Below are 17644 nucleotides of genomic sequence, written 5' to 3' on the forward strand. Positions count from 1 at the left end.
AATTGTACTGTTCTTTTATCGTATTTCCATTAGGCAACTTCATCTAATATTTCTTTCGGAAACTCTTTTACTAAAGTGAGTTCGATGGGTGTACTATTGACCAGATTGTCTTGAATGGGGCATCGTTCTTCCACGAGTGCTAACCATTTTTGCAACAATTCAAACGAAACATCTGTTGTTGGTTTTACTACAACTTCTATCTTTTTAAATCCTGCTCTTTCATTAGTTTCTTTTCCATAATATTTTGAAGTATCTAATTCACCTGAGATTTCTACTTGTAATGATTTTAAAGGGATGGCTAGTTCTTTTGCTACTAATTGTCCTACTGCGTTAATGCATCCTGCAAAACCGGATAATAGATATTCTATTGGGCTTGGTCCTTCTAATTCTGGTGCTTTAGCGTTTTTACTTATTCTAACACTAAAGTTTTGTGTCTTGACAACGAATTGTTCATTGCCTTCTACATATCCTAATACGTTTACTGTTTTTGTGCTCATCTTTTTTATACTAAGTGGGTTGTTTTTATTATTTCAAATACGGCTTTTAGATCTGCTTTTAAATCTTCAATGTCTTCTAGTCCTACTGAAAGTCGAATCAAATCTTTTGTAACTCCTGTTGCAAGTTGTTGTTCCTCTTTTAATTGTTGATGGGTTGTGCTTGCTGGATGAATAATTAGTGATTTTGTATCTCCAATATTGGCTAGTAAGGAGAATAATTTCGTTTCATCGGCTATTTTCTTCGCTTGTTCATATCCGCCTTTTACTCCAAATGTTACAATTCCACTGCTTCCTTTTGGCAAATAAGCTTGTGCTAATGCGTAATATTTATTGCTTTCTAGTCCTGGATAATTTACCCATTGTACTTCTTCTTGATCTTCTAGCCATTTTGCTAGGGCTAGTGCATTTTCACTATGTTTCTTTACTCGAATATCTAGGGTTTCTAATCCTTGGATAATTTGGAAAGCGTTGAATGGGCTTAAGGCCGCTCCATGATCGCGTAATCCTTCAATGCGAACTTTTGCAATAAAAGCAACATTTCCTAGGGCTTCGTGATATACTAATCCGTGGTATCCTTCTGATGGCTCTGTAAACTCAGGAAATTTCCCATTACTCCAATCAAAGTTTCCACCGTCAATGATTACTCCTCCTAGTGAGGTTCCATTACCACCAATATATTTTGTCAAGGAGTGAATGACAATATTAGCTCCGTGTTCAATAGGGTTGAGTAAATAGGGTGTTGCTACAGTATTGTCCACAATAAACGGGACTTTGAATGCTTGTGCTTCTTTTGAAATAGCTCTTAAATCGAGTACATCTAATTTTGGATTCCCAAGTGATTCTACAAAAAAGGCTCTCGTATTTTCTTTAGCTGCTTTTGTGAAATTTGTTGGATCAGATGGATCAACAAAAGTGGTTGTTATCCCTAATCGAGGTAGTGTAACATTTAATAAATTGTAGGTTCCTCCGTATAAACTATTGGAGGCAACAATATGATCTCCCGATTTTAGTAATACTAATAGGGCTGTTGATATGGCAGCGGTTCCCGAAGCAGTAACTACTGCGCCAACGCCTCCTTCTAGTGTGGCTAATCGCTGTTCTAGAATATCATTTGTTGGGTTATTTAATCGGGTATAAATATAACCTGGTTCTGCTAATGCAAATAAATTTGCTGCATGTTCTGCATTGTTAAACACATAGGATGTTGTTTGGTAAATTGGTACTGCTCGGGTTCCACCATTTTTAGTAACATCATGTCCTGCGTGCAATGCGTTTGTTGAGAATTTTTGTGTGCTCATAATAGATCGTTTTTAAGATTGTTTTATTGAAATTTGAATTGGTTGAAAAATAAAAAAGCCCTTTTGGAACATTTACCAAAAGGACTTTACACTTGAAATATAAACTAAGATTAAGTCATTCGCTTTTGGCAATAGCTGGGTTGCATGAAAATACACATACACATGTGCATCATCATTTTATTCATCATTGTTGCTATTGTCTTATTCATGATTATTGATATAATTTTATAATTTTTATTGTATTGCATAAAAAAAGCCCCTGCGAATGGCAGAGGCTTTTTGCTTTATATTTAGAATTTAAATTTAGGCAATAGTGTGCTCTGCGGAAGTTCTCCACATCATCATACACATATTGCTAATAATAAATTTCATTTTGTTTCTTTTTAACGGAACAAACCTCCGAACTCTTTTTTAATTTTCCAAATTTATTTTCAAATTTTAACATTTATAGGTTTTTATTCCAAAAAAACAGGTTCTATTTTAACCGTTTTTTCTGGCATTATTTAAATGCAAAATCTAACTTTTAATAATTTTTTTTATCGAAGTTCCCTTTGTTGTCTCCACTCTTACAAAGTATAATCCCATTATTAAATTTGAAATATTCACTTGGGTTTGACTTACTTGATTTGCATTGACCTTTTTAACAATTCTACCATTAATATCAATTAGTTCAATTTTATTTATAGTTGATAAAGTTGATTTTATGGTAAACACATCTCTTGTCGGATTAGGATACATCGTGAATGTATTTTTAATATCCGAAACCTCTTCTAGTTCTAAAGCGATTGCATCATCTTCTTCTGGAGCAGTTCCAGTTTCTGTTATATTTGCTTCAACATTTCCACTTGTTAATGTTTCGGAATTGTCAATTTGTAGGAATTGCGCTTTTGCGTTAGTTAAAAATAAGCAGATAATAATTGAAAGTATTTGTTTTTTCATACTAGTTTCTTTTACGATTAATTTTCTGCAAAATTCTAATAACCTCAGCTATTTCACCTCCATGATAAGTTTATTTTTCACTACAATAGGGTATTTTCTCAGTATTGTTTTAATAAAAAATCCACTCATTTCTGAGTGGATTTTTTATCATTTTATTTAAAACGAAATTAATTTTTGATAATTTTTGCTGTTCCAGAACCTAAGTCTGATGTTGCTTTTAGCATATATACTCCTGCAGCTAAATCTGAGATATTTATCTGTGTAGATGTTGCGTTAACTTTAATTGATTTTACAACTCTTCCATTAAAATCTACAACTTGTACATCATTAACTAAAGAAGTTGAATTACTATTAATCGTTACGTTATCCTTCGCTGGATTTGGATATACTGAAAAGTTTTTTGCAAAGAACTCATTTGTTCCTAATGTTCTATCCACTGACAAAGCATCTATACCAACGATGTTTGAATTGTCTCCAGATGGTCCACCGCTTGTTACAAAATATCTAAACGCAATTTTACAATCTGTTGCTGTAGGTAAACCTGTAACAGTATACGTGTATTGTGTCCATGTAAATGGATAACCTGTAGTGGTTAAATCTGGATTAATTGATAATGCCAAAGTTGTATAATCTCCTACTCCAGCTGATCCTCCTGATGGTGCAACAGTGGCAGCCCCAGTTGTACTTAATCTCAACTCTAAACGATCTGCATATACAGTACCTGTACCTGTACCTCCAGCTCTACTATAAAATTTAATAACATCACCATCTTTTAAACTTACAACAGGTGTCATTAACCAATTGCTAATTGTTCCAGCTCCTGTTGTACTATTGAAGTTACACAGTGCAAATGATGTTGCTCCCCCATTATATCCTCCCGTAGCAAATGCAGTTCCTCCACCTTGTGCCCAACTTGAGGCTCCTGCAGGCGAGCTTTGATTTGTCATCGTCCAACCGGCTGTAGCTAAATTGGCGAAAGTATCAAAGTTCTCCGTCAATAAATTAGTTTGCGCATTTGATGCAAATGTTGCAAACATTAACATAAGTAAAGTTTTTTTCATGATAAATTTAAGTTTAGGATTTTATGCTAAATTTAATGAAATTTTAATACAAAGTTCTAAAAAAACAAAACTTATTGTACATATTTAACTTAAAGAAAAAAAATACAATACAAAATACTATAATACATTATTATGTAAGATTACAATAACGTCAGCTACTCCACCTCTGTAATAAATTTATTTTTTACTACAACTGAGTATTTCTTAATATTGTTTTAATAAAAAACCCCACTCATTTCTGAATGGGGTTTTTCATTTTATTTAAAACTAAATTAGTTTTTGATAATTTTTTTAGTAGATGTTCCTGCTTCAGTTTGAACTTTCACTAAATAAACACCTGTTGTTAAATCAGAGATATTTACTTGAGTTTGGTTTACTCCATTTGCTTTCACAGTTTTTACAGTTCTACCATTGATATCTGTTACTTCAATTGTATTGATACCTGATAAAGTAGATTCTAAAGTGAATATATCTTTAGTTGGGTTAGGATACATTGCAAATTTTCCAGAAGTTACAACATCTTCCACACTTAAAAGTGCATCTTGATCTGTAGCTTTTACTGTTAAATTATCAAATAAACCAACACCTGCAACTGCATTACTTGTCCCAGCTGCTACTGCAAAATCAACTTCAGCTGGCTCAGAACCTGTAGCTGCTCCATCATAACCTCCATCAATTCCAGGACCTTTCCATAGAACTTCACCGGTTGTTTGATTGAAACTCATACCTAATTTAACCCATGTATTAGCTGGTAATGTTACTGGAGTAGCGCCTAAGTTTAAAAGGTAGTTACCCAATGTCCCATTATTATCCACATAAAGAATACCTTGTATAACTTTAGTATCCATTGTAATATTATACCCTGCTAATACTTGCGAAGAGTCTTCATTGTAAAGTACAACTCTAAATGCGTTTTTACTTGTTGTAGCTGGCCCTGTAAAGAAATCAAATTCAATAGCAATAATATTGTTTCCAGCAGTTCTAGTACCCCATGCTTCTAGAAGACCATCTTTCCACATTAATCTTGATCCTGTAGCTACATTAGAACCTGTAATTTGTAATGCATTTTGATGTGTAGCATCATTTGCCACAACTTGGAAATTACTGTTGTTTGCATTTCCACTACCTGCACCAACGAAAGTTAAAAAACTCCCTTGTCCAGGTGTAGTACCAGTTATATCAGTTCCAATATTCCCAATAGGTAATGAGTTGAAGTTTTCTGTCTGTAAAGATTGTGCAGATGCACTAAGTAAAAACGAACAAAAAACAACAGAAAGTAATTGTTTTTTCATAATTATATTTTTTTAAGTTTAATAACAGCAAACCTAATAAAATTATTAATTATATATACACAAAACAAAGCTTAAAATATAATTTTAACATTAAACCAAAATCATACTCAAACAAGCAACTATTCAATTAAAATAAAAAACATGCACTATTTTTAACAAAAAAGGAGATTCATTGATAATACTTTAAATTATCGCTTTCTATCCCAAAAGAAGAAATTGAATTCTCAAAATTTATTATTAAACTAATAAAAAAATTTAACAATATAAAGATTTAAAAATCCATATTGTTAATTAGACCAAACGACTATCATTTAATTAACATTAAAAAAGTACATCTATTAAAAATTACTTACTGTAATAATTCACGATAAAACGCTTTTTTACGTCTATTTTTAATTAATCTAAATAAGCTTGTTTTAAGTACTTCGGTTACTTACTTTTGCAACCCCAAATTATACGTGCTCATAGCATTCAATAACTATATTTTAATTCTAGCAGTGGAATTTCCCAATACAGATTAAAGACAATGATTTCTTATTATAATCGCTCTCCCAAAAAAAACTGGCTCAATAATCCTGTTTTTATATTTATATTACTGTTTCTCATATTTACAAATGTTGGTTATTCTCAAAGCGTACATAATCTTAGTGTACAATTTACACTAAAGGACAAGGAGAGTAAACTACCGCTAAAAGGGGTATCAATAGTTCTAGAAGGATTATTTCAGAAATACGAAAATCAATCTAATGATTTTGGTATCGTTATACTAAATTCTATACCATCTGGTGATTATAGGCTGAAATTATCACATATAGGATACGACGGAATTGAACAACTCCTTTCCTTAACAAAAGATCAAATTCTATTGTTTGAATTAACACCCAAAAGTATTGAACTTAATGAAGTGGTTGTAACAGCTACCGAATCTCGTGGAATGACTAGTACCTCTATTATTGATAAAAGGGCCATGCAGCATCTTCAACCTTCTAGTTTCACAGATCTATTGGAATTATTACCTGGAGGTCGATCAAAGGATCCCATTTTTAATGCTTCTAATCATATTAAATTGCGAGAAGTCGGAACTGCTGATTCTAATTATGACATCTCATCTCTTGGAACTGCTTTTGTGATTGATGGAATTCCAATTAACACCGATGCAAACCTACAATATACTACGGGGCCTAAAACGATAATTACATCGGGTTCAAGTTATGCTAATACAAGACGCAATACCACCTCAAAGGGTATTGATATGCGTTCTATTTCTACAGATCAAATTGAGAAAGTTGAAATAATCAGAGGTATTCCATCGGTAGAGTACGGGGATTTGACTAGCGGATTAATTAAAATTAAACGAAAAAGAGGTCGTAGCAATTGGGAATCACGCTTTAAGGCGGATGAATTCAGTAAATTGTATTATGTAGGTAAGGGTTTTGAATCGGAAGAAAAAAGTTTTGTCTTGAATGTCGGATTGGATTATTTGGATGCTAAATCGGACCCTCGCAATAGTTTTGAAAATTACAAACGGATCACAGCGTCGATTCGAGCGCAAAAAACATGGGAAAACGATGCTTATCTACTTCAATGGGATTCTAGTTTAGATTACAGTGGTTCGATGGATAATGAAAAAGCAGACCCTAATGTGGGTTATGCAAAAATTGACCGTTACACTTCCAGTTATAACCGATTGGCTCTAGCAAATACATTTGATCTAAATTTTAAATCTTCTTCTTTTATAAAAGCACTAAATGTATCAACCTCTTTTAGTCAGCAATACGACAAAATTGAACAGACAAAATGGGTACAAGTAAGTAGTGCTACAGCCATCCCTAATACAACGGAACAAGGGGAGCATGATGGTATATTTCTAACTCCTCAATATACTTCAGATCTTTTAGTTGATGGGAAACCATTTGATGCTTTCTTAAAAGCGATGGGAGATTTTGAAATTCATTTGTTTGGTGTAAAACATACCTTAAAAGCAGGAATTGAATGGACTTATGCTAAAAATAATGGAAAAGGTCAGGTATATGATACTACTCATCCACCTTCTCCAGAAATGACCACTCGTCCGAGATCTTATAGAGATATCCCAGCTAGTACAGACATTGCATTTTTTGCAGAGGATGCTATAACAATTCCATTGGGACAACATCAACTGAACATTGCTGGGGGACTTCGTGCCATGTCTCTATTAAACATTCCTTCTGCCTATGCTATTCATGGGAAATATTATTTTGATCCTCGCATCAATGCTCAATGGGCACTTCCTGCAATCCAAATTGGTCAACATGCCTTAAAAACTGAATTCACAGCAGGAACGGGACAATACACTAAGTTCCCAACGCTTGCTCAGCTTTATCCTGATTATGTCTATAATGACTTGGTACAGCTGAACTATTACCACAATACACCTGAATATCGAAGAATAAACTTGATGACTTATAAGACTTCTGCTGTGAATTATGATTTAGCACCGGCCATCAATAAAAAATGGGAGATTCGCGCTGATTTTTCTTATGATAATAATCGATTTTCTATTACTTATTTCAATGAGCGTATGAATTCCGGTTTCCGAAATGGTTCTGGATATCATGCTCTTTCTTATAAAAAATACGATACTAATTCTATAGACCCTGCTACTTTAACGGGACCGCCTGACCTTGCCCAAATGAGTTTTGTAATGGATACTTTACTGACGACTTACAACATTACAAATAATGGTAGCAGGCTTCTAAAAAGTGGTATTGAATTTCAATTTTCTTCCAAACGTTTCCCTTCAATCAATACTCGATTTACGGTGAATGGTGCTTGGTTTAAATCTACTTATACAAACAGTAATCCTGTTTATAAAAGTGGGCAAAAGGACATTATTATCAATGGAAAACGTCTGCCTTATTTGGGTCTTTACCAATGGGATGATGGTTTTGAAAAACAGCAACTCAACACGAATTTAATTGTTGATACTTATATCCCATCATTAGGTTTGGAATTTTCAAGTTCCTTCCAATTTATGTGGTTCAAGAGTGATCAGTCTACACCAATGAATGGCACTCCTATTTCATATATTGACCCTTCCGGACAACAGCATCCTTATCTCGAAGAGGACAAAACTGATCCTATATTGCAATGGTTGAACATTAAGTACAACAATGAATTATTTCAGAAAAAGACCATTCCAATGTCGATGAATATGAATCTAAAAATCTCAAAGGATTTTTACAAGAAATTTAGAATTTCAATGTTCGTAAACCGTCTCTTTAGTTATTATCAAAACTATGAGATAAACGGTCAAAAAATAGAACAAAGAGGGCTTACTTCTCCTTATTTCGGAATGGAATTAAACTTGAATTTATAACTTTTAATATTAAATAAATACCTCAATTATGAAAATTAAATTACTGCCCATTTATCTCACAATAGCAATCATGGCTTTATTACAATCTTGTTCTAAAGATGATGATTATACAGGAAGAGAAACTGCTTTAACTTTGACGCTTATCAATCCTGCGGATTTAAATAATGTTGCTCTTTCTAATCTTTCGGTATCTTTTAAAGAGTTGAATACCGGGAAAACAACACAGAGTAGTTCTTTTATTAATAATAATCTTTCAATTACTTTGAGTGAAGGTTCTTATGAAATTTCTGTAGATGGAAAAATCCAATATTCAGCTGATGGAAATACGATTGAAGCTACTGTAAATGGCTATAAAGAATCTGTAGTTATCACGGGAGAAACGTCTCTTGTTTCTTTAAATCTTTTCTTGAAAACAAGTCAATCTGATTTCATTATTGAGGAAATATTTTTCACAGGAACACGTACAGCGGAAGGGCAACAGTACCTAGGTGATAAATATTTTAAAATCTACAACAACACCGATCACGTTTTATATGCCGATGGATTAGTGATTGCTCAATCGGAATTTATGACGGTTGACAAACAAGATTACACTCCAAATATCATGGGTCAATCATTTGCTGCCTCTGCCATTGCGATCGTTCCAGGATCGGGTACAGATCATCCAATTCCATCTGGTGAATTTTTCATTATTGCTGAGGATGCTATCAATCACAAAGAATACAATTCTAATTCAATTGATTTGAGAAATGCTAATTTTGAATTTTATACTGATGATGCAGACGATGTAGATAATCCTAGTGTTCCAAATATGGAGAACTTATTTTCTTCAATGATTATCCACAATAGAGGTTTTAAAAGTTTTGTTATCGCTCGTATGCCTATCAATAAAAACACTTTCCTAAGTGATTACACGTATGATTATGAATATAATCTTATCATTAATGGAGAGAGTTACCCAATGGGTGAAAGTGTATATTCAATTCCAAACTCTTGGATTATTGATGCTGTAAACTTAAGTGTTCAATCGGAATACCAATGGATCGTTACTGCTCCATCATTGGATATGGGATGGACATACTGTGGTAAAGTTGATGCGGATCAAAGTCGTTATGGAAAAAGTGTACGTCGTAAAATACTTTCGACAACTACTAATGGCAAAAAAATACTGAAAGACACGAATAATTCTACATTGGATTTTAACCCTGAGGTTGTTCCTTCTTTAATGCATTAATAGATTAAATCATGAGCTTTCGTTCCCTATTCTTATTTATTATTTTCAGTTCTGCTATGCTACGGGCACAGGATAGTACTTCAGTGCTGTTGCGTATTCATGAAGATTTATCGCCTGCAAATAATTTCTCAAGTGTCTTTTATAGTAATCCTGCTAATCAGCATTATGCCCGTCGTTATTCATTATCAGAATTTAGCGCAAGTTATTATGCCAATTCGCAAGAAACTAATATCCAGCAATTAGGAAATGGAATCACTCAATTCATAATCAATGCTCAATCTTATTATAAGATTAATCCTCAAAATACGGTTTGGGGAAATGCTTCATATAAGAATGGCAAGCGTAAAAATGTGCATTGGAACGAAAGCTCAGATTATCAGGTTATATATCCTTATGTAACTGCCGATTCTATTGGTGGTGATCTTTCTTTTGAAGAATATTCTTTTAAAGGAGGTTATTCTAAAGCGTATGAAAAAATAACCCTTGGGATTGTTGCGCAATATAGAGCGCTGATGGAATACCGCGCTATTGATCCCAGACCTAAAAATACGGTTTCTGATCTTACTTTATCCCTTGGCATTTCAAGAAATCTCGGAGAACATTATGTCTTAGGAACGGCTATTAATCTGCAAAAATATACTCAATCTAACAATCTGAAATTTTTTAGTGAATTAGGTGCTCCAGCTGTGTATCACATGACTGGTCTTGGTGTTTACAATAATTTATTAACGGGTAATAAGCTGAGTTCATTTTATGATGGAAAAGGATATGGTGCCTCAGTACAATTATTTCCCAAAGACCGAAATGGATTTGCACTATCGATTGGATACAATCACTTTGGGTACGAGAAGATCATGACCGAATTTCAAAATTTGATTGCTTCCACGATTGCAGAACAACAATACGTAAGTGAAGTTTCTTATTTGAAGAAAACAAAACATCGAATTTGGGGTGCAAAAATGGGCTTCCAATATACCGATAGAGCAGGAACTGAAAACATATTCGACAATCAGACATCTACTTCTTACATCAAAATATCAGAAGACACTAAATACACCAATCAAGTTACATCAGTAGTCTTATCCGGATTGTATAGTATTCCTGATCCAGAATTATCATGGTCTATTGCTCCTAGTTTTTATTTAAAAAATACGGCTACAAAATACATCGAACCGCTTCGAACAATTGATATCAAACAGGGCATTGGACGATTGGACCTTTCGGCTTCAAAACTTTTATCACAATCCTTGATTACATTGTCTACTTCCTTTGAACACAACTGGGCGCTAGATTCAAAAATGAAGCTTCGTGATCGTGTAAAAACAAATTCGATTTTCGAAATGTTAGACCATAATTTTGCTTATTTATCTTCTAATTATACCAAAGTAAATTTAGCCGCTCGTTGGGATTACAAATACAGTCCCGATCTTAACCTCTTCGTTAAGGCTGATATTGATTATTACAATTATTCCACAAATTCAAACAATACTTATTTTCAAATGTCAGTTGGTATGACATTCTAATTCACAATACAAAATCCCCATTGCTTTATAATGAAGTCTATATTATTAAAAACACTTTTTTTCCTTCTTACCATTGTGGTTGTTCAATCACTTTTGAGCTTTACCTCAACACTCGGTGAGAAAATAACAAACTCGAATTGGCGTGAACTGTATAGTAAACCTATCAATCAGTGGCCTAGACCTACAATTGACAAAGGTATTCTATGGCAAGAACTAGAACCCTTGGCTGTGGATACTAGTTACTATGATCGAATGGAAGATCCTAAGGTCATACTGGGTCAAATGCTTTTCTTTGATCCAAAACTTTCAGGTTCAAATCAAATTTCCTGTAGCAGTTGTCATGATCCAGAATTGGCATGGGGGGATGGTCGAGAAATATCACTTGGAAATGATCATTTACAAGGAAAACGAAATACTCCGTCGCTCTACAATATCAATGCTCGTCAATCTTTCTTTTGGGATGGTCGCGCTACCACTTTAGAAGAACAGGCTCAAGGTCCTCTTACAGCACATCACGAAATGAACATGGAACCCAAAGGCTTAGCTAAGAAGTTAAAGAAAGTAAAAGGATATTCTGTATTGTTCCAAAATGCTTATGGCAGTTCTGATATTACTTATGAAAAGGTATTACAATCATTGGCTACTTTTCAAAAAACTATACTAAGCAAAAGAAGTCGATTTGATGCTTTTATGGATGGTGATTATACCGCATTATCGGATCAGGAAATTGAAGGTTTACATCTTTTCCGTACTAAAGCGCGTTGTATGAATTGTCATTATGGAAAATATTTAACAGATGAATCTTTCCATAATATTGGTCTTACATATTATAAAAGAGAGTATGAAGATTTAGGATTATATCATATCACTAAGAAAGCAGAAGATGTTGGTAAATTCAGAACACCATCGCTTCGTGATGTTATGCATACTGGTCCATGGATGCACAATGGTTTATTTGATAATATGACGGGGGTTGTTAACATGTACAACAGTGGCATGCATATGATTGATCCTACTGAAAGTGAAAAAGCTGCTGATCCATTATTTCCCCAAACGGATGTATTATTACAGTCTTTAGATCTTAATGATGATGAAATTGTAGCCTTAGTTTCTTTTATTAAAACATTATCGGGAAGGCAATATAAAATGGAACGTCCGCAAATACCTCGATAAATTACAACGCATTAAATTTCAGACTAAAACAACTTATTTCTCAAACTTATAGTTGCAAATTGTGTCTCGTAAAAAGAACTTGCAAAATAAACGTTAAGCTTTTTTTGCAATCCAAAATCGTTTCATACATTTGCACCATAAAATCGAGAGGAAAAATTTGAACTGATTGCAACCTCATTAAAAAAATGCTAAAGCAGAAACACTCCTTTAGCTTCTTGCAATCCTATTTTTTCCTCATTAAAATTTAAAATAATTTACAATTATGGCATATTTATTTACGTCAGAATCGGTGAGCGAAGGACATCCAGACAAAATTGCCGATCAAATATCGGACGCATTAATTGATAACTTTTTAGCTTTTGACCCTGAGTCGAAAGTAGCTTGTGAAACTTTAGTTACTACAGGTCAGGTTATTTTAGCAGGTGAAGTAAAATCCAAAATATATCTTGACGTACAGAACATTGCGCGTGAAGTTATTAAGAAGATTGGTTATACGAAAAGCGAATACATGTTTGAAGCAAATTCTTGCGGTGTATTATCAGCTATTCATGAGCAATCACAAGATATTAATCAAGGTGTAGATCGTACGAGTAAAGAAGAACAAGGAGCTGGTGACCAAGGAATGATGTTTGGTTACGCTACAAATGAAACGGAAGATTACATGCCATTGGCATTGAATTTATCTCATAAATTATTGCAGGAACTTGCTGTATTACGTCGTGAAAATAGTGAAATCACTTATTTACGTCCTGATGCAAAATCACAAGTTACATTAGAATATGACGATCATAACAAACCTGTTCGTATTGATGCTATTGTAATTTCTACACAGCATGATGATTTCGCTGAAGAATCGGTTATGTTAGCTAAAATCAAAAAGGATATTGTAGAAATTTTAATTCCTAGAATTATCGCTAACAATCCTCAGTATGCTCATTTATTTAATGACACAATCCAATATCATATTAATCCTACTGGAAAATTTGTAATTGGTGGGCCTCACGGTGATACTGGATTAACAGGAAGAAAAATCATTGTAGATACTTACGGTGGTAAAGGTGCTCACGGTGGTGGTGCATTCTCTGGAAAAGATCCTAGTAAAGTAGACCGTAGTGCTGCTTATGCAACGCGTCACATTGCTAAAAATTTAGTTGCTGCTGGTGTAGCTGACGAAATTTTAGTTCAGGTGAGTTATGCTATTGGTGTAGCAAAACCAATGGGAATTTACATCAATACTTATGGTACTAGTAAAGTAAACTTAAAGGATGGTGAGATTGCTAAAATCGTTGAAGGCCTATTTGATATGCGTCCATACTTTATTGAGCAACGTTTGAAATTAAGAAACCCTATTTATAGCGAAACTGCTGCTTACGGGCACATGGGACGTAAGTCTGAAGTTGTGACTAAAACGTTTACAGCACCAGGAGGAAAAGAAAAAACAGTTACTGTTGAACTATTCACTTGGGAGAAATTAGACCACGTAGATGTCGTTAAAAAAGCATTTGGATTATAATCTAATTCAATCATTATATAAAAAAAACCTGTTCCAAAAGAACAGGTTTTTTTATGGAATTAAACTTCATTACAAATTGTATTTTATATGTAACATTATATATCTTGGCTGCACAATGTATTGAGAGGTTCGTGTTGAGAATTGCGAGAAACTATCATCATTCAATGATCTTGTATTCAATAAATTGGTCACTTCAACTTTGTATTCCCATTTACTATTTTTCTTCTGATAAATCATACTGGCATTTAAAAAGTCATATTCATTGTTCACGGTTTTATTCGTATTTGAATAATGGTAATAATCATATTCTGCATTGAATGTAAAACTGTCCAAGAAGTAATAATCTAATCGTGCAAAAGGTTGCTGCGTATAAAATGATGTTTTATTATAATCGTTTTTCGTTAGGCTATATCCTATTTCCAAATTCGGCCATTCTCTATAGTTTGTCGCTAATTTTCCTGTATAGGATTGTGTAAACGACTCTGTACTATTAAAACTTTCTTGTTGTGTAAACTGATCTATTCTAACATTATTAAACTTCGACCAAGCTAAATTTAAACTTACCGACGCTTTGTACTTTCCAAATGATCTTCCATAACTTCCAGATCCTGTTAAACTTTCATCGGCAAAATTAGAATTATATGGTGTTGAGGATTGATTGATTCCTAGAAACTCTGCTTTTGTCTTCACTGCGTCCATTCTTTTATTGTAATTAATAAAAGCAAATACATTGGTGAAATTAAACATATTGTATTTAAAATAACGCAAAGAATGATTCTGTGACAGAGCACTTTCCAATGTTCTATTTCCTCTAAACAAACTGTTGTAATTTGTAAAAGTATACCCTTGAGACAATTGGTTGATGTCTGTAAAATCATTGGTCATCGTATAATTATACGTCAGTGATTCTGATTTTTTGATTTGATACAAAGCATATACATCGGGTAGTATTCGTGTAAAATTATTTTTATATGTACTGCCTAATTGTTCATTGTTCATCATATAGGAATGCACACTGAATCCTGGATTAAAAGTGAATTTTCCAGTGATGAATTTATAATGGACCCCTAAAAACACATCATTGAACTTATAATCTACCTCATTTTTCTTGTCTGAATCTCCCAAGTTATAAATCTGAGAATTATCTAATATTTGGAAAATGGACGAATTAAAATTCTGAAACGAATAAGTATTTCCTATCGTGATGTTAATATTACTTTTTGGAGTAAGCATATAATAATAATCAAGTTTTGCATCTAATTTATTTGTTTTCACAAAACGATTCTGATTCAGATTATATCGATTTTGATTAATCAAATTCAGGGATGAAAATGGATTCTCTTCTAAATTTGCATTATAAAAAGGATCTTCTTCTTGATATAGATGTTGTAAAGCAAAAGCAAATACATTTTTTGCGTCCATCGTATAGAAAGCATCTAAATTCTGATTCACGGAAACAGGATCTTGTTTCTTTTTAGATAAAATACTTCCTTGTAAATCGGAAGTCAAATTGAGATCTTCTGTTTGTGATGACTTCTTTAAGAAAACATCATAGTCCAATTGAAACTTTTCATTGGGTTTATAGTTTGAGCTCAATTTCAGTAATCCAAGATTGCTTTTTAAATGTGAAATGTTTTTTCGATTTTCTACTGTTTCAACTTCAGTAGAATTATTTTTAAATACCTGAGTATTCGTCTGCGTTTCCATATCGGTTCGTGTAGAGGATAGAATACCAAATCCACTTACACCCCATGCTTTATTAATATTATAAGAGAAATTTGTAGCTCCAAATTGTGTTTCAATTTCTTTTGCTCTGTTATTTCGAACAATTGAAATCCCTAAATCATTGGACCCAATATTAAAATTCGTCCCTCCTTTTTTCATCATATTTCTAAATCCTCCCGTAAACTTGAAATAGTCTTGTGGAGTAAATGGAACATCTCCGTTATTATTAAAATTTCCAATAAAATTTAAACTGTATTTTGGACTGTAATAAAACAACTTTGGGTTAATATTATAACGATCTCCATCTCCAAGACTTGCTCCGGCAGTTAGGTCTCCAAACCAAAAATTCTTCTTTCCTTCTTTTAATTTTATGTTTAAAGCGACGTTATCTTCATTATTCTCCAATCCTTTCATGGCGGGAACTTCATTATAATTCCGCAATACTTCTACTTTATCTACTGCATCTGCTGGAATATTCTGCACACCTAATTTGGTATCTCCATCAAAGAAATCTTTTCCTTCTACGGTGAGCTTGGTTACTTTTTTACCTTCCACCTCCACTTCGCCATCAGCATTCACTTCAACACCCGGTAGTTTTTTCAATACATCACCCAGTTTTCGTTCTGTACCTGTTTTAAAAGAATCGGCATTATAAATTATAGTGTCTCCCTTAATGGATACAGGCATTTCTCTCACAATCTCAACGCCATCTAATTCAATTCCTCCTGCTTCCATCACTACATTCTGAATCATATTTTCCGTATTGGTTTTCACTATGATTTCTTTTCCTTTAAATCCCAAGTAACTAAATTTAATGGCATAGTTTGAATTGGGCTTTAAAGCTAACTGAAACTTCCCTTTATCATTGGTTATTCCATAAGAATCCATCGCTTTTGTATTTTGATTAACGGCCATAACATTGGCCATTTCGAGAGCCTGTCCCGTAGAATCGACAATCACTCCTTCAAATCGTATATTCTGGGCCTTACCTATTGAGAACAAAAACAATAGGGTAATTGTTATTATTATTTTTTGCATAATTAAGAGATAATTGTGTGAAAATATGAAATTATTCTAATGCTTGGTTATCTTCCTATTTCAATTGCAGTAGTTATTCCTTTGCTATCTTTCATCTTATTAAGTTGTTTTTCCATTATTCTTTTATATTCTTCTTGTGATACTTTTTTACCTTTAGTAGGTTTTTTAATGACTATTTTCTCTTTAGGATTCAAAACAATTTTTGAACATAACATCATTGTTTTACCATCATTCACTTCTAATATTAACCCCGGTAATCCCCAATAATCCGCAGGACCTTGACTCACAGGTATTTCAGGAGTATACCAAGCTGTAATTAATTTATCTTTTGGTGCTTCTTCCGACAGAAGCAAGTTTACTTTTTTATCTTTATCTTCTTTTTTCTGTTTCTCATAATTCTCCAGTTCTTTCTTTGATACTGGTATTACAGCTGTTGCTTTATAGCAGGTATATTCTCCAATTTTCTTCGTTTCACTTTCCATTTTCCAATTCAAAACGGATAAAGAATCCATAACAAGAAATTCTTTTCCAAAAAAGTCTTCTTCTGAAATATCAATTTTCTCTTTAATGTTTTTATATCTTTTTGCTTCACCTGTTTTCACCATAGCGAAAAAGAATCCTTTTGATTCTGGTTGTGGGGCTTCCATTTTTTGTTCTTCAAAGTATACTGATTCAAAGCGATTAAAATTCAATGTAAAAGTCTTCTCTAAAGCTTTTTTCATTGCTTCTTCCATCTTTTTATTCATTTCATCATTCATTCCCTGAATCTTCATTTTAATTTTTCCAACATCCGATTTTGTTTGATAGATTGCCTGTCCGGAAAAATCTTGCGCATTTATTAAATTACTGTATAGTATTACAATAAAGAAGATGGTTTTAATTACTAATTTTATCATGATGATTTGTTTTTATGTTATGCTGCAAATTACATGACAATAAATCTTTTTCTTAGTTAACCAACGTTAACGATTGTTAACGTCAAATTTTCAATGC

General features: G+C 33.2%; 12 protein-coding genes. 5 read left to right on the forward strand and 7 right to left on the reverse strand.

Annotation, left to right across the window (positions count from 1 at the left end):
- Window positions 1–29: 29 nt before the first annotated feature.
- The 5 genes from P6733_RS16275 to P6733_RS16295 form a co-directional block, all read right to left on the reverse strand.
- Window positions 30–497, reverse strand: coding sequence for an OsmC family protein (locus P6733_RS16275; protein WP_306354011.1), 468 nt, complete (start codon window positions 495–497; stop codon window positions 30–32).
- Between the two features lie 5 nt (window positions 498–502).
- On the reverse strand, window positions 503–1795 hold the full coding sequence (locus P6733_RS16280) for an O-acetylhomoserine aminocarboxypropyltransferase/cysteine synthase family protein (protein WP_306354012.1): 1293 nt from the start codon (window positions 1793–1795) through the stop codon (window positions 503–505).
- A 516-nt stretch (window positions 1796–2311) separates the two neighbouring features.
- Complete coding sequence (locus P6733_RS16285; protein ID WP_306354013.1) at window positions 2312–2734, reverse strand: T9SS type A sorting domain-containing protein; 423 nt, start codon at window positions 2732–2734, stop codon at window positions 2312–2314.
- 167 nt (window positions 2735–2901) lie between these two features.
- Window positions 2902–3795, reverse strand: coding sequence for a T9SS-dependent choice-of-anchor J family protein (locus P6733_RS16290; protein WP_306354014.1), 894 nt, complete (start codon window positions 3793–3795; stop codon window positions 2902–2904).
- Window positions 3796–4067: 272 nt separating this feature from the next.
- Window positions 4068–5087: a T9SS type A sorting domain-containing protein gene (locus P6733_RS16295; RefSeq protein WP_306354015.1), complete on the reverse strand. Its 1020-nt coding sequence runs from the start codon at window positions 5085–5087 to the stop codon at window positions 4068–4070.
- A gap of 526 nt (window positions 5088–5613) precedes the next feature.
- On the opposite strand from P6733_RS16295, the gene P6733_RS16300 reads away from it, so the two are divergent.
- From P6733_RS16300 to metK, 5 genes are all read left to right on the forward strand, one after another.
- On the forward strand, window positions 5614–8445 hold the full coding sequence (locus tag P6733_RS16300) for a carboxypeptidase-like regulatory domain-containing protein (protein WP_306354016.1): 2832 nt from the start codon (window positions 5614–5616) through the stop codon (window positions 8443–8445).
- A 28-nt stretch (window positions 8446–8473) separates the two neighbouring features.
- Window positions 8474–9679 carry a DUF4876 domain-containing protein gene (locus tag P6733_RS16305; protein ID WP_306354017.1) on the forward strand — a complete coding sequence of 402 codons (1206 nt, stop codon included), beginning with the start codon at window positions 8474–8476 and terminating at the stop codon, window positions 9677–9679.
- A gap of 11 nt (window positions 9680–9690) precedes the next feature.
- Entirely contained in the window at window positions 9691–11202 is a 1512-nt protein-coding gene (locus P6733_RS16310) for a DUF6850 family outer membrane beta-barrel protein (RefSeq protein ID WP_306354018.1), read from the forward strand.
- A 30-nt stretch (window positions 11203–11232) separates the two neighbouring features.
- Window positions 11233–12375, forward strand: coding sequence for a cytochrome-c peroxidase (locus P6733_RS16315; protein ID WP_306354019.1), 1143 nt, complete (start codon window positions 11233–11235; stop codon window positions 12373–12375).
- Window positions 12376–12637: 262 nt separating this feature from the next.
- Complete coding sequence (gene metK, locus P6733_RS16320) at window positions 12638–13888, forward strand: methionine adenosyltransferase (protein WP_306354020.1); 1251 nt, start codon at window positions 12638–12640, stop codon at window positions 13886–13888.
- Window positions 13889–13957: 69 nt separating this feature from the next.
- Here metK and P6733_RS16325 read toward each other — a convergent pair whose 3' ends face one another.
- Together P6733_RS16325 and P6733_RS16330 are read right to left on the reverse strand one after the other, a co-directional pair.
- Window positions 13958–16651, reverse strand: a complete 2694-nt coding sequence (locus tag P6733_RS16325; protein ID WP_306354021.1) for a carboxypeptidase-like regulatory domain-containing protein — start codon at window positions 16649–16651, stop codon at window positions 13958–13960.
- 47 nt (window positions 16652–16698) lie between these two features.
- Entirely contained in the window at window positions 16699–17547 is an 849-nt protein-coding gene (locus P6733_RS16330; protein ID WP_306354022.1) for a GLPGLI family protein, read from the reverse strand.
- Between the last annotated feature and the right edge of the window lie 97 nt (window positions 17548–17644).

The organism is Flavobacterium aerium (genome assembly GCF_030766725.1).
Classification (GTDB): domain Bacteria; phylum Bacteroidota; class Bacteroidia; order Flavobacteriales; family Flavobacteriaceae; genus Flavobacterium; species Flavobacterium aerium.

Excerpts from the sequence above, each read along its gene's own strand:
- P6733_RS16275 (WP_306354011.1), bottom strand. The coding sequence starts at position 497 with ATGAGCACAAAAACAGTAAACGTATTAGGATATGTAGAAGGCAATGAA.
- P6733_RS16280 (WP_306354012.1), bottom strand. The coding sequence starts at position 1,795 with ATGAGCACACAAAAATTCTCAACAAACGCATTGCACGCAGGACATGAT.
- P6733_RS16285 (WP_306354013.1), bottom strand. The coding sequence starts at position 2,734 with ATGAAAAAACAAATACTTTCAATTATTATCTGCTTATTTTTAACTAAC.
- P6733_RS16290 (WP_306354014.1), bottom strand. The coding sequence starts at position 3,795 with ATGAAAAAAACTTTACTTATGTTAATGTTTGCAACATTTGCATCAAAT.
- P6733_RS16295 (WP_306354015.1), bottom strand. The coding sequence starts at position 5,087 with ATGAAAAAACAATTACTTTCTGTTGTTTTTTGTTCGTTTTTACTTAGT.
- P6733_RS16300 (WP_306354016.1), top strand. The coding sequence starts at position 5,614 with ATGATTTCTTATTATAATCGCTCTCCCAAAAAAAACTGGCTCAATAAT.
- P6733_RS16305 (WP_306354017.1), top strand. The coding sequence starts at position 8,474 with ATGAAAATTAAATTACTGCCCATTTATCTCACAATAGCAATCATGGCT.
- P6733_RS16310 (WP_306354018.1), top strand. The coding sequence starts at position 9,691 with ATGAGCTTTCGTTCCCTATTCTTATTTATTATTTTCAGTTCTGCTATG.
- P6733_RS16315 (WP_306354019.1), top strand. The coding sequence starts at position 11,233 with ATGAAGTCTATATTATTAAAAACACTTTTTTTCCTTCTTACCATTGTG.
- metK (WP_306354020.1), top strand. The coding sequence starts at position 12,638 with ATGGCATATTTATTTACGTCAGAATCGGTGAGCGAAGGACATCCAGAC.
- P6733_RS16325 (WP_306354021.1), bottom strand. The coding sequence starts at position 16,651 with ATGCAAAAAATAATAATAACAATTACCCTATTGTTTTTGTTCTCAATA.
- P6733_RS16330 (WP_306354022.1), bottom strand. The coding sequence starts at position 17,547 with ATGATAAAATTAGTAATTAAAACCATCTTCTTTATTGTAATACTATAC.